The organism is Pedobacter sp. GR22-6, assembly GCF_037402555.1.
In the GTDB taxonomy this organism is placed as follows: Bacteria; Bacteroidota; Bacteroidia; order Sphingobacteriales; family Sphingobacteriaceae; genus Pedobacter.
On record NZ_JBBEUC010000001.1, the window covers coordinates 737278 to 751075 of the forward strand.

The 13798-nt window shown below is 43.5% G+C and carries 11 protein-coding genes and 3 tRNA genes; 9 read left to right on the forward strand and 5 right to left on the reverse strand.

All coding sequences use genetic code 11. The annotated features are described in order from the left end of the window. Positions 1-9: 9 nt before the first annotated feature. From WAE59_RS03215 to WAE59_RS03225, 3 genes are read left to right on the forward strand one after another with little or no spacing between them, the layout of a single operon-like run. Entirely contained in the window at positions 10-1149 is a 1140-nt protein-coding gene (locus WAE59_RS03215) for a cystathionine gamma-synthase (RefSeq protein WP_337854491.1), read from the forward strand. A gap of 7 nt (positions 1150-1156) precedes the next feature. Continuing rightward, on the forward strand, positions 1157-1981 hold the full coding sequence (locus WAE59_RS03220) for a TIGR02757 family protein (RefSeq protein WP_337854492.1): 825 nt from the start codon (positions 1157-1159) through the stop codon (positions 1979-1981). After that, positions 1978-2493 carry a YdeI/OmpD-associated family protein gene (locus WAE59_RS03225; RefSeq protein ID WP_337854493.1) on the forward strand — a complete coding sequence of 172 codons (516 nt, stop codon included), beginning with the start codon at positions 1978-1980 and terminating at the stop codon, positions 2491-2493. Before WAE59_RS03220 ends, WAE59_RS03225 begins: the two co-directional genes overlap by 4 nt. Here WAE59_RS03225 and WAE59_RS03230 read toward each other — a convergent pair. The 5 genes from WAE59_RS03230 to WAE59_RS03250 form a co-directional block, all read right to left on the reverse strand. Then, positions 2490-3221, reverse strand: a complete 732-nt coding sequence (locus WAE59_RS03230; RefSeq protein WP_337854494.1) for a polyprenol monophosphomannose synthase — start codon at positions 3219-3221, stop codon at positions 2490-2492. The two genes, WAE59_RS03225 and WAE59_RS03230, sit on opposite strands and share 4 nt — an antisense overlap. Before the next feature lie 32 nt (positions 3222-3253). Beyond that, positions 3254-4807 carry a peptide MFS transporter gene (locus WAE59_RS03235; RefSeq protein WP_337854495.1) on the reverse strand — a complete coding sequence of 518 codons (1554 nt, stop codon included), beginning with the start codon at positions 4805-4807 and terminating at the stop codon, positions 3254-3256. 63 nt (positions 4808-4870) lie between these two features. Then, positions 4871-6640 (reverse strand): peptide MFS transporter, encoded by a 1770-nt coding sequence (locus WAE59_RS03240; RefSeq protein WP_337854496.1) that lies wholly within the window; start codon positions 6638-6640, stop codon positions 4871-4873. A 114-nt stretch (positions 6641-6754) separates the two neighbouring features. Continuing rightward, positions 6755-7675: a hypothetical protein gene (locus WAE59_RS03245; RefSeq protein ID WP_337854497.1), complete on the reverse strand. Its 921-nt coding sequence runs from the start codon at positions 7673-7675 to the stop codon at positions 6755-6757. Beyond that, complete coding sequence (locus tag WAE59_RS03250; RefSeq protein WP_337854498.1) at positions 7668-8855, reverse strand: acetyl-CoA C-acyltransferase; 1188 nt, start codon at positions 8853-8855, stop codon at positions 7668-7670. Before WAE59_RS03250 ends, WAE59_RS03245 begins: the two co-directional genes overlap by 8 nt. A gap of 183 nt (positions 8856-9038) precedes the next feature. Between WAE59_RS03250 and WAE59_RS03255 the strand changes: the two genes are divergently transcribed. The 6 genes from WAE59_RS03255 (at position 9039) to WAE59_RS03280 (ending at position 13785) form a co-directional block, all read left to right on the forward strand. After that, on the forward strand, positions 9039-11117 hold the full coding sequence (locus tag WAE59_RS03255) for an HD family phosphohydrolase (protein ID WP_443147240.1): 2079 nt from the start codon (positions 9039-9041) through the stop codon (positions 11115-11117). A 68-nt stretch (positions 11118-11185) separates the two neighbouring features. Then, positions 11186-11272, forward strand: a tRNA-Ser gene (locus WAE59_RS03260). Positions 11273-11364: 92 nt separating this feature from the next. Next, a tRNA-Pro gene (locus tag WAE59_RS03265) sits at positions 11365-11438 on the forward strand. A gap of 57 nt (positions 11439-11495) precedes the next feature. Beyond that, positions 11496-11569, forward strand: a tRNA-Pro gene (locus WAE59_RS03270). A 413-nt stretch (positions 11570-11982) separates the two neighbouring features. Next, on the forward strand, positions 11983-13377 hold the full coding sequence (locus tag WAE59_RS03275) for a site-specific integrase (protein ID WP_337854499.1): 1395 nt from the start codon (positions 11983-11985) through the stop codon (positions 13375-13377). Positions 13378-13515: 138 nt separating this feature from the next. Next, positions 13516-13785 carry a helix-turn-helix domain-containing protein gene (locus WAE59_RS03280; protein ID WP_337854500.1) on the forward strand — a complete coding sequence of 90 codons (270 nt, stop codon included), beginning with the start codon at positions 13516-13518 and terminating at the stop codon, positions 13783-13785. Positions 13786-13798 lie beyond the last annotated feature (13 nt).

A 13798-nucleotide genomic window follows, 5' to 3' on the forward strand; every position in this document is an offset into this window, starting at 1 on the left:
ACTTATTATATGAAATTCGCAACCAAAGCCATTCACGCCGGTCAGGAACCTGATCCTACTACTGGAGCAGTCATGACCCCGATTTACCAAACCTCCACTTATTGGCAGAAATCGCCGGGAGCGCACAAGGGATTTGAATATTCCAGAGGTACCAATCCAACGCGTAAGGCTTTGGAGGATTGTCTGGCAGCCCTGGAAAATGCCAAATATGGTCTGGCTTTCTCCAGTGGAATGGGCGCAACTGATGCTGTGCTCCGGTTGTTGCAACCGGGTGACGAGGTGATCACCGGTAATGACCTTTATGGAGGTTCATACCGCATCTTTACCAAAGTCTACGAGAAATATGGCATCAAATTTCATTTCCTGGACCTGTCCAGCCCTGAAAATATATTGCCTTATATCAACGAAAAAACTAAGCTGGTCTGGATAGAGACCCCAACCAATCCAACCATGCGCATCATTGATATTGAAGGGGTGGCAAAAATCACCAGGGAGAACAAGCTGCTGCTGGCGGTCGACAATACCTTTGCTTCTCCTTATCTGCAAAATCCAATCGATCAGGGAGCCGATATTGTAATGCATTCGGTAACGAAATACATCGGCGGTCACTCCGACGTAGTGATGGGGGCTTTACTCGTCAACGATGACCAGTTGTATAAAGACCTTTGGTTCATCTATAACGCCTGTGGCGCTACACCAGGACCGCAGGATGCTTTCCTGGTGCTGAGGGGCATCAAGACCCTTCACCTGAGGATGAAAGCACATTGTGAGAACGGTGAGAAGGTTGCACATTTTTTAAAGAACCACCCGAAGATCGATAAAATCTACTGGCCTGGTTTTGAAGATCATCCCAACCATGCCATCGCGAAGAAACAAATGCGGGGTTTTGGCGGAATGGTGTCCGTGACATTAAAGGATGCCGACCTGCAGGAAACTTTCCGCATTGCCTCTTCTTTCAAGGTATTTACCCTGGCAGAATCTTTGGGCGGTGTAGAGTCGCTGATCAACCATCCGGTGTCCATGACTCATGGTTCCATTCCAAAAGCAGAAAGAGAAAAGGTTGGCGTAACCGATAACTTGCTGCGTTTTAGTGTAGGTGTAGAAGATATTGACGATCTTTTGGAAGATTTGGAACAGGCGCTTAAATAAACACAATTTGGAATTTTTAGCACTTAAGGACTTTCTGGAGATGAAGACGGCGCAATATAACCGGCCGGATTTCATCGCGAATGATCCCATTTGCATACCCCATGGTTTTAAAAAGAAACAGGACATTGAAATAGCCGCATTTTTTGCGGCTATTTTAGCCTGGGGCCAGCGCAAGACGATCATCAATAAATGCAATGAGCTGATGGACCGTATGGACAATTCGCCACATGATTTCATCTGTGGACACAGTGAAGAAGAACTGAAATCTTTGCTGGGCTTTAAGCACCGTACCTTCAATGATACCGACCTGTTGTATTTTGTGGCTTTTTTTCAGCAGCACTATCAAGTGTCAGATTCATTAGAAACTGCATTTTTAGCTCCCGGAGCTGAGTCTCAGATAGCATACATACCCGGAGCAGAGGTAGAAACTGTGCCCTTGATCGAACGTTCCCTGAACCATTTCCGTTCTTATTTCTTTTCGCTGCCGGATTTTCCGAGGCGGACCATTAAGCACATTTCTTCACCTTTGCAGAAATCAACCTGTAAAAGGCTGAACATGTTCCTCAGGTGGATGGTGCGCAAGGATGAGCATGGTGTAGATTTTGGAATCTGGAGCCGTTTGACACCGGCCGACCTGATTTGTCCATGCGATGTTCATGTAGACCGTGTAGCCCGCAGACTGGACCTGATCGAAAGGAAACAAACCGATTGGCGCACTGCAGTAGAACTAACGGAAGAACTCCGTAAATTTGATCCGCTCGATCCTGTAAAGTATGATTTTGCCTTGTTTGGAATGGGAGTAGAAGAAAAACTATCATCAATTATCCTATGATTACATTTAAAGCAGAGATTGAGAAATTCGGAGAAATGGGAGAGAAGACTGGCTGGAGTTATATTTTTATTCCGCATACGCTGGCAGACCAGATCAAGAAGGATTGCCGGAAAAGTTTTCGGATAAAAGGTAAATTGGATCAGGTCGAGATTTCCGGCATGGCGACTACACCAATGGGAGAGGGGGATTTCATTATTGCTCTAAAAGCCGCTTTAAGAAAGAAATTGAGAAAGGAAGCCGGTGCTGTGCTTGAAGTTCAACTTGAGGAGGACAAAGATTTTAAGATTGAGCTGCCGGAAGACCTGGAACTCTGTTTGTCGGACGAAACCCAATTGATGGAAAATTTCATGAAAATGCCCATGTCGCACCGCAATTGGTACATCAACTGGCTGAACAGTGCAAAAACAGAAACCACACGTACCAAGAGGCTGGTGAAGATTGTCTCTGCAATGGACAGAGGCCTGGATTTCGGAGAAATGATGCGGGAAGGAAAGGGAGAGACTAAGCTTTAAGCAAGCTTATCGTATTTTCTGAACCAACTCCATACCTTCATCTGAATCACACCTAGAAAGGCTTCCCTGAAGATCTTGGTACTCATTTTAGAGCTGCCTTCTGTACGATCGGTAAAGATAATGGGAACCTCTATCACTTTGAATCCATATTTCAATGCGGTGAACTTCATTTCGATCTGGAAAGCATAACCCACGAATTTGATCTTTTCCATAGGGATGGTAGCAAGAACCTTCCTTCGGAAGCATTTGAAGCCCGCAGTAGCATCCTGAATGTCGATCCGGGTAATCATCCTCACATATACAGAGGCAAAATAAGACATCAGTACACGGCTCATTGGCCAGTTGACCACATTGACGCCATTCACATATCGCGAACCTATCGCTACGTCTGCACCATTCAGGCAAGCCTGACGCAGGCGGATCAGGTCATCGGGATTGTGTGAGAAGTCGGCATCCATTTCAAATATGAATTCGTAATCCTTTTCCAGTGCCCATCTAAAGCCATGTATGTATGCAGTTCCTAAACCCAATTTGCCTTTACGCTGTTCCAGATGGAGCGCAGGGTATTCCTGTTGCAGGCGTTTTACAATGTCAGCAGTACCATCCGGAGATCCGTCATCAATAATGAGTATCTCAAAAAAGTAATTCAGTGAAAAGACTTTTCTGATGATCTTTTCTATGTTTTCTTTTTCGTTGTATGTGGGTATGATAACTAGACTGTCTGACACGTAAATTGAATTATTCAGCGAAATTATGGATTTTATTTTACTTCCTGCATCAGTTTCCTGACAATTGGCGAGATCAGGATCAGTAGCACACCCGCGATGAGCGAGTAAATGGCCAGCTGTTTGTATCCTTCGGTGTAAGACATCAATTTCTGTAAGGGCGTGTCGTTTTCACCGGCTTCTGCAAGTCCGGCACCCAACAATCCGGCTACATACTGGCCGTATGCACTCGCCAGGAACCACATTCCCATCATTACACCCTGCAATTTGACGGGGGAAAGTTTGGTCATGATGGAAAGTCCGATTGGTGAAAGACACAATTCCCCGAAGGTCATGACCAGGTAAGCCACGACAAAAACATCCAGGGATGCAATGCCGCTTCCATTCGCAAAAAAGCGGGTACTGTAGAAAATAAAAAATGCACCGGCGAGGAAGAGGAATGCCAGACCAAATTTGATCACCGTGTTTGGCTCTATTTTCTTTTTTGCCATGGCAATCCAGATGACACTGAAAACGAAGGCAAATATGATCACAAAGAGAGAGTTCGCAGAGTTGTTGACCCCATTGGGATCCAATGTGAGCACACCGAGAACTTTATTATCCAGGTTTCTCGCAGCAAATAAAGCCAGTGAACCGCCGCTTTGTTCGTAAATGCCCCAGAAGATAATGGAGAACAGGATGAATACCAGGGCTGCGAGGAGCTTTTTACGTTCCGCCCATCCATATTTAGACATTTCGAAGATGAGGTATAAGAGCGTAGCTGGGCCAACAATGGCCATAAACCAATTGGTGTATTGCGTTTTCGCCACCATGATCATGATTACCGGAATGATAGCCAGAGACCCGGCATAGACTGCGTAGTCGTACCATTTTTTATTGGCTGCTTTTACAGTGATCAGGGCAGGTTCTGTTTGAACTTTCTCGTCGATGCCACTTACTGCAATGTCTTTTACTTCTTCATCCTGTCCTGGAGGAAGTCCGATCGGGCCAAGACTCTTTTGGGTAAATAGGAAAGTGACCAAACTGATGGTCATGACGATTGCTGCCAATCCGAATGCCAGGTGCCAGGAATATTCCTTCCCGATGGCGATACAGGCATAGCCCCCGAGTAACGCACCAATATTGATTCCTGCATAAAACACCGAAAAACCTGCGTCGCGCCTCGCGTCCCCGTCTTTGTAGAGTTTACCTACCATTGTCGAGATATTGGGTTTAAAGAAACCTGTTCCGACTACAGTAAAGCTGATGCCCAGGAAAAAGAACTGGTGTGGGTCAAAAGCCAGGATTCCGCTTCCGACAATCATCAGGATTCCACCCCAGAACAGCGACTTTCTAAAGCCCAGGATTTTATCGGCAAACAGTCCACCTATAAAAGTAAAAGCATATACGAAGGCCTGGGTTGCACCATACTGCAGGTTGGCATCTACGTCCTTCATGAACAATTGAGAAACCATGAAATAGGTGAGCATTCCGCGCATTCCGTAAAAACAGAAACGTTCCCACATTTCCGAGAAGAAAAGGGCCCAAAGTTGTTTCGGGTATTTACCGTTGAAATTCTGAATTTCCTGCAGACTGAGGTTTTGAGGCATGTTTGAAGTTTGATTTCTTTGATTAAAAAAGCCTCCCGATGGGATCGGGAGGCTTCGTATGTTTTATTTCACGCCGTGCATTAACCTTTTCATTACCGGAGTCAGCAGGATGATGATCACCCCCAGACCAACAGGTATTAAGGTAAAGATTAGGAAGAAGGTGGTCATGGAATATTTAGAAGTGATCTCGTCGATCATTCCACCCATTGTACCAGCGATTTTATTACCGATGGCAATGGCCAGGTACCAGATTCCAAACATGATGGCAATCATACGTCCCGGAACCAGTTTACTTACGTAAGACAAACCTACAGGAGAAATGAACAATTCACCCAGGGTATGGAACAAATATGCCAAAACCAGCCAGATCATGCTGACCTGGGCCACTGTAGCTCCCTGAGGAATGGTGCTTGCACCATAAGCCAATGCGGCGAAACCAATACCCAGCAGAATCATGCCCAAACCATTTTTAACAGTCGCGGCAGGATTGTATTTGCTTTCCCAAATCTTGGATACGAGCGGAGCAAGACTGATGATGAACAGCGAGTTCAGAATACCAAACCAGGTGGCGGGAACTTCTGATTTTACTTCGCTGTATTGGTTAGAAAGCATGTAGATGACAATTCCCCAGATGATCACAAAACCTGACGCCAGGATAATGTTACCAAATGCATATTTTGCAAATGTTTTGGAGAAGAGTTTGAAAAGTACATAAGAAATGATCACCAAAGGGATCACGGTAATCAGCGTGTTTACCACATTGAAGATCACCTTTGAATCGCCGGTGAGCACCCTTGCAGTATAGTCTTTGGCAAAGATCGTCATGGAGCCGCCTGCTTGTTCAAAAGAAGCCCAGAAGAATACGGTGATGAAACCAAGCACAACTACGGCAATCATTTTGTCCCGCAGTTTAGGCGTATATTGAGAAATCCTTTTTATCAGGATAAATACAAATAGCAATAAGGCAATGGTGATCATAAAGCTACTGCCTTCCATGCTTCCTACCTGGAAGTTGAAAAGGTTCATGCTGGTGATCTTGGAAACCGGATCATTGATGATCCAGGAAAGGCCGATCACAGAGATCAGGGCAATGAGTACCAGATCGAATTTAGAAAAAGGGTTTCTCGTAGATTCTTCCAGATCTGTAGATTCATCGTCGATTTTATCAGCAACCGGTTTCAAACCGATGTCTCCGAAAATGCCCTGAGTGAAGTAAAACTGGAGCATACCGATGAACATAAAGATACCCGCCAGACCAAAGCCATAGCTCCATCCCCATTCCGGACTTTCTCCGATGTAACCACACAATAACATTCCGAGGAATGCACCAGAATTCACACCCATATAGAAAATGGTGTAGGCACCATCTTTTTTCTCCGGATGGTTTTTATACATCTGAGCTACGATAGAGGTCATGTTTGGTTTGAAGAAACCGTTACCGATCACAAGAAGACCTAAGCCCAGGTACATGAACAAATGGTCAATCTCTATGGCCATAGAAAGGTGGCCTAAGGTCATCAATAATGCCCCGACAATCACCGCCCAGCGGTAGCCGATGATCCTGTCGGCAATATAACCACCCAAAATAGGGGTAAGGTATGCCAGACCGGTATAGGATCCGTAGATTGCGAGTGCATGTTCGCGTGGCCATCCCCAACCCGGATTGGCATCCGTTAATGTGGTGGTAAGAAAAAGCACCAGGAGGGCACGCATACCGTAGTAGGAAAAACGTTCCCACATCTCGGTAAAGAATAAAACAAACAGCCCGGCCGGATGTCCAAGAACCTTACTCTCAAAAAAGTTATTTGGAGTATCCAAATTTTGTGTAGTCATGTTTTTTTATGTGTGTATTATTTATCGATGGTTTAGTTAGTTCAGCGCGCAAGATAGGTACATGCAGGCAAACTCCCAAATTTTTTAATCGCCCTAAACGTGTACTAAATACACTTAAAGCTTCTTTACAGGCTTGATGCTCTTGTCTGTAGGATCTGCATAAAACTCGTCCATCGCGTTGGGGTCATTCTTCAATTCTACGTTCTCCACCAGTTTTAGTCTGCCATTGATTAATTTATAAGCGTCAAAGCTTAAATCAGAGGCGTAGAATTCAAAATTGCCGGCCATGTCCGGAGAAAAGGGCGCCAGATGGTCAAATACGATCATATTTGTGCTTTTATCCAGGCTTAGCGTCATGGAGTTGAGTTTATTGTATTCGAAAATGACCCTGTTCTTTACGGTACTACCTTTGGCGCCTTCAAGGACAGGTTTTCCGAAAACTGCCTGATCTTTGTCAAAAGACAGAACCTCGATCACTTTTTTAGAAGTCCTGGCGTTGTGGCCTTTCCAGCCCAGGAGTACATAATATGCAGGTTTTCCGTTATTGAGAACAGGAATTACCTCATAATATCTGGCCCCATACCATTTTTTATTATCGGTGATCAGGTTGGGATTGCTGATGCTGGCGGTTTCATCGATCAGTGGGAGCAGTTTCAGTTTTCCGTCCTTGGTAGCGATCTGGATGGCGCCAAAAAAGCGGTAGCTTCCATCGTCTACCGGGAGCGCCCAGGAGAAAATCCGGAAAGAATTGTCCGGTGATTTCAGGACTGTAATTTTTTTGAGAGAATCAAAAGGGTAGGCAAAAGATCCCTGTGTTTTAAGAGAATTGACCAGTGTTTTGATGAATTCAGCATTCTTTGCATAACGTTCGTTATTCTCAGGCAGGTTGAACATCTGTTCGCTGATCTTTATCAGGGAATCCTGGTAACGGCTCATGGCCGGACCACTATTGAAACTAAAGCTGTGCTGCGCCATGAGATTGCTCAGGGCGCAGCACAGTAGGATGATCATTACAGGTATAAACCTTTTATTCATATTTAAATAAGTTTTCGATCACGATCGCACTGGCTCCGCCACCACCGTTACAGATCCCGGCTACACCGATTTTTCCATTGTTCTGGTTGAGCACAGAGAGCAGCGTGACTACAATACGTGCACCTGAAGCGCCGAGCGGGTGACCTATGGCTACTGCGCCGCCATTTACATTTACATGATCCGGACTCAAACCCAGTTCTTTGTTATTGGCCAGTGAAACTACGGAAAAAGCTTCATTGATTTCAAAATAATCAACATCATCAAGAGTTTTTCCAGCTTTCTGAAGTGCCAGAGGAATGGCCTTGGAAGGAGCGGTAGTGAACCATTCCGGTGCCTGTTGCGCGTCGGCATAGGCCAATATTTTTGCCAGAGGTTTCAATCCGAGTTCCTTCGCTTTGTCGGCACTCATCAATACCAGTGCTGCTGCACCATCATTTAAGGTAGATGCATTTGCTGCAGTAACAGTACCTTCTTTTTTGAACACGGGTTTTAATCCCGGGATCTTATCGAATTTTACTGCGAAAGGTTCTTCGTCTTTAGTGATCAGACTTACATCGCCCTTGCGGTCTTTGATCTCCACTGGAATGACCTCCTGGTCAAACTTGCCTTCGTTTTGAGCAAACTGTGCCCTTTGGTAAGAGCTGACCGCGAAAGTGTCCTGATCCTCGCGGCTGATGCCACATTCGGTAGCGCACAGTTCAGCCGCAGAACCCATATGGTAGTCGTTGTATACATCCCAAAGACCGTCTTTAACCAATCCGTCGGTGATTTGTCCGTGGCCCAGGCGATAGCCTGTACGGGCTTTGTCGAGATAATAAGGTACGTTGCTCATGCTTTCCATGCCACCGGCAACAACAACGTCAGCCTGCCCCAGGGCAATGCTCTGAGCGGCAAGCATAATGGCTTTGGTTCCTGATGCACACACTTTATTGATGGTGGTGGCCGGTACATCCGGTAAACCCGCAAATTTGGCTGCCTGGGTAGCGGGAGCCTGACCAAGGTTGGCTGAAAGCACATTGCCCATGTAAACTTCCTGTACCTCGGAAACTTGAATGCCTGCTTTTTCCACTGCCGCTTTTATGGCGAAGCCGCCTAGCTGTGTGGCTGAAAATCCTGATAATGAGCCGCCGAAACTGCCTATTGGCGTTCTTACGGCGGATACAATGACTACTTCCTTCATGTATGATTTATATGTTAGTTGCTGCAAAGTTATACAATTGCAGTTACTGGAACTTCATCGGGTGGGATGTATTTTATATCAACACCGAAATTTCGTTTTAAGTATGCGGGAGCGTAAAAAAGATATAGGGCCGTTCTAATTAAATTTTATGCTATTTTTGATTTAGAAATCAAATTAATCACTTTGGCTAAGATCAAACGAAATTCCCACAAGGTCCTTTACAGGAAATATTCTTCCAACATCAAATACATAATGATGGTACTCTCCGTGTTGATCATCACGGTATTCCTGCCTAAACAACCACGGTTCCGGTACGAGTTTGAAAAAGGGGAGATCTGGAAGAACAAAGACCTGATTTCCCCTTTTGGATTTGCAATCCTGAAAACGAACCCACAGGTCACAACTGACAAGACAGAAGCGCTAAATAATATATTGCCAATTTATACACTGAATTCAGAAATGATTGGCAATATAGAAGACGCTTATCTCAGTGAATTTGATGTGAAGTGGCGCAGCAATGCCTTGCCAGAGAACGATAAGGCGGAGGTGAGGCAGCGTTCATTCAAATTATTGAAATCAATGTACGATAAGGGGATCATTGCAGCCGATCCTAAACACAATAAGGGGAATAAGTACTTTGATCTTTCCTTGATCAGTAACAATGTGACCCGGACAGTAAGCACTCAGGATTTGTTTACGGTTGCGACCGCATTGGAATACAGTAAAGATCATTTTGAGAACATCAATTTAAAAGTAAAGGAAATGGTGCTCAGTTTGATTGAAGACCACCTGCAACCCAATATTATTTTTAATGAAAAACTGACCGGCATAGTACAGGAAAATACGCTGAACAGTATTTCTACTACCAGGGGCATGGTGCAAAAGGGCGAGCTGATCATTGCAAAAAACGGTGTGATTGATGATGAAGTGTATCAGAAGCTACAATCCTTTAAAGAAACTTATGAAGCGCAGACCAAGACTATAGGGGATAGCAAACTGGTTTACCTGGGGCAAATCCTGCTGGTTGGTTTTGTAGTGACTTTGCTGATGTTCTTTTTGAAATTATTCAGAAAGGACATATTTGCCGATAACCGTCAACTGTCGCTGATCTTACTCGTCAATACTACGATGCTGCTTTCCCTGACCTGGGCGATCAAGCTCAATTTGCCCAGTTTATATTATATCCCATACTGTATAGTCCCGATCATTATCCGGATCCTTTTTGATACGCGGCTCGCCTTATATTTGCATTTGCTGGTCATCCTCATTGCTGGCTTTTTTGTGCCCAATAGCTTCGAGTTTGTGTTCTACCAGGTGACTTCAGGTATGGTAGCCATCTACAGTATCCGAAACCTGATCAAACGCGAGCAATTGTTGTTGTCAGCGTTATTTATCCTTTCTGCTTATTTCATTTCATTTATTGGGATCGCCCTGTTGCGGGAAGGTTCTTTTAGTCAGATTGAATGGGGCAATTTTATGCCATTTGTCGTAAGTGTATTGTTGTCATTGCTGGCTTATCCTCTGATCTATGCTTTTGAACGCCTGTTTGGCATCACTTCAGATATTGCTTTGATCGAATTGACCAATACCAATAATAAATTGCTGAGAGAGCTTGCTTTTAAAGCTCCGGGCACCTTTCAACATTCGCTGCAGGTAGCTAATCTCGCGGAAGCTGCCATTTTTAAGATCGGGGGAAATTCCCTATTAGTGAGGGCGGGTGCCTTGTACCATGACATTGGTAAAATAGAGAATCCGCAGTATTTTATAGAGAACCAAAATATTGGCGGTAGTCCCCATGATAAATTGCCCTATGAACAGAGTGCACAGATCATCATTAAGCATGTGCATAAAGGAATAGAGATCACCAGAAGGCACCAATTGCCGGAAAGCGTGATCGACTTCATCAGAACGCACCATGGAAATACAAGGGTAGATTATTTTTACCAGTCATTTTTAAAGAATTCACCGGAGAAATTTGTGGACGAAAACATTTTCAGGTATCCAGGACCCATTCCTTTTTCTAAAGAAACAGGTGTGCTGATGCTGGCCGATTCGGTGGAAGCAGCCTCAAGAAGCCTGAAAAATCCGGATGCTCAAGGGATCAGTGACCTGGTAGAACGCATTATTAATTATAAACTGGAACAAAATCAGTTGGACAACTGCGATTTGACTTTAAAAGATCTTGAGACTATAAAGTTGATATTCAAGACGATGCTGATGAGCATTTATCATGTAAGAATAGATTATTTGCAAAATGTGTAATTTTTTTTTGCAAACATAGATGAATTGCTATATTTGCACTCCCTCAGCGAGGATAGCTGATGATAAAAGGAGAGGTGCCTGAGTGGCCGAAAGGAACAGTTTGCTAAACTGTCGTACTGGCAACGGTACCGCGGGTTCGAATCCCGCCCTCTCCGCTGAAATATAAAAGTGAATAAGTTCGTTTTTGTCGATTCAAAATCGTTTCTTTGCACTCCCTTCGAAAAAGGGTTAAAAGAAGATACCAGTTCGGGGTGTAGCGTAGCCCGGTATCGCGCCTGCTTTGGGAGCAGGAGGTCGTAGGTTCGAATCCTGCCACCCCGACAAAAACCAATTGGAAAGTTGGTTTTAAATTGACCAGTAAAAAAGAAGATACCAGTTCGGGGTGTAGCGTAGCCCGGTATCGCGCCTGCTTTGGGAGCAGGAGGTCGTAGGTTCGAATCCTGCCACCCCGACGAACAGAATTTACCCTTCTGTTAAAAAGGCCTTAAATCTATGATTTGAGGCCTTTTTGCTTAAATCCTATATCCTCTGATATAACGTAATTTCAAGTATTGAGGGACCCTACGAGGGACCCTATCGAGGTTTTTCCATTTTAGGGTCCCTCGAAATCATTTCCATGTCTCGATCATCAATGCAACTGTGTTCACAGATTTGCGTGAAGTGAAGCTTTTTGGTGACCAAATTTTGTAAGCAAAATAGGGTCCCGAAAAGGGTCCCTTATTTGAAAAACAGATTTTCCCTAACAATGAAAAAATCTTCGTTTAAAATAGCTTAGAGGCTGTTTTTTTAGGGTCCCTCGGAAGGAAAATAGGGTGCCGGATTTCATGTCAAAACTGATCGATTTAAACCGATTAAATGACATAAAATGAAGACAGTAAAAAACACATTATCAGTAAACTTTTACCTTAACAAAACGAAGGTAAATAAGGAGGGGAAAAGCCCGATTGTAGCGCGAATTACGCTAAACACAAAACGACTTCAGTTTTCAACAGGTAAGGTAATAGAGGAGAGCCGATGGAATGGAGTAAAAGGAATTGCTAAGGGTAGTAAAGTTGAGGTTGCGCGACTCAATAATTTTCTAGCAAACTTTCATACAAGAATTTCCGAAGCCTATGAACGTTTAAATGTCCAGAATAAATTAATGACTTTAGAGGATTTGAAAATAGTCATTGAAGGCAAATTTAATGGGACATGGACCATTGTTAAGCTCATAGAATATCATAATGAAAGTCAGAGCGAGCTCTTGGAGTGGGGAACTATGAAAAATTACATGACTAGCCAGAAATATCTGCTCAGTTTCATTAAGAAACGATATGGCTATGATGATTACAACCTAGCTGATTTAAACTATCAGTTTCTTACGGATTTTCATTTGTTTCTTAGGAAACATAAAAACAAGCGAGGAGAATTATCAATGGCGAACAATGGAGTTATGAAGCATCTTGAAAGGCTTTGCAAGATGGTCAACCTCGCTGTTAAATTAGAATGGCTTGATAAGTATCCCTTCGCGGCACATCAGGCAAAATTTGAAAAAGTAGACCGAGCATATTTAAGCGCAGAAGAACTGAAGGCGATTGAATCAAGGCGATTTAATATTAGCAGGCTAAATATGGTGCGGGATTTGTTTTTATTTAGCTGCTATACAGGTTTGTCATATATAGATGTAATTAACCTAAAAAGTAGCGATCTCACAACCGGAGTTGATGGGGCGATGTGGATCATGTCCTGGAGAAAAAAGACATCCGTTCCCGTAAAAGTGCCGATTCTTCCTGTGGCTTCACAAATAATCAGGAAATATTCGAATTCACCTGAAGTCAGATTTACGGGTAATGTATTACCGTCTTTGTCTAATCAAAAATTGAATAGTTATTTGAAAGAAATCGCAGATCTATGCGGCATTACAAAAAACATCACTTTTCATACCGCAAGACATACCTTCGCAACTACTGTAACCTTGAGTAATGGCGTGCCAATTGAGACGGTAAGCAGAATGTTAGGCCATTCGAAAATCTCCACTACCCAGATCTATGCAAGAGTTGTAGAATCTAAGATATCAGCTGACATGACCAATTTGAAGGAACTACTCATGAGCCAGAATAGTAAGCCTGCGTCCTATGGACTCAGGGTAGTTAAGGACCAGGAAGACGAAATAGTTGAAGACAGTATTGAAGAACAAGAAGAATTTGTTTGGCCCAATATTCCGAAACGAAAAGCAAAACGGATCGAAAAATCAATAATCAGACTCAATAATAAATCTTAGCACCAAAACTATTTGTGAAATCTTAAATCCAGAGCTATATTTGTCATGTCATACCTATGCGGTTTGATCAATTCTGATCAACCTGCGCTGCGTCAGGCTAATATGTAGCTCATAACTACACATAAAGCTTTATCACCAATGATCACAGTCGAATTAATTACTAAAAATGATCTCGAAGTATTCAAAACAGAATTACTAAATGAGATCAGAGAAATCCTCCAGGAGGATGGGGGTTCTACAAAGAAATGGTTGAAATCTGCGGATGTCAAAAACATCCTTAAAATTTCGACCGCCAGTCTTCAGAATCTTCGGATTAGCGGCCAGCTAAAATTTACAAAAGTTGGAGGCATATTGTATTACAAGCCTGAAGATATCAACAGTTTGTTAGAAGCGGGATATGTTGAATAGGAGCAGATAAAAA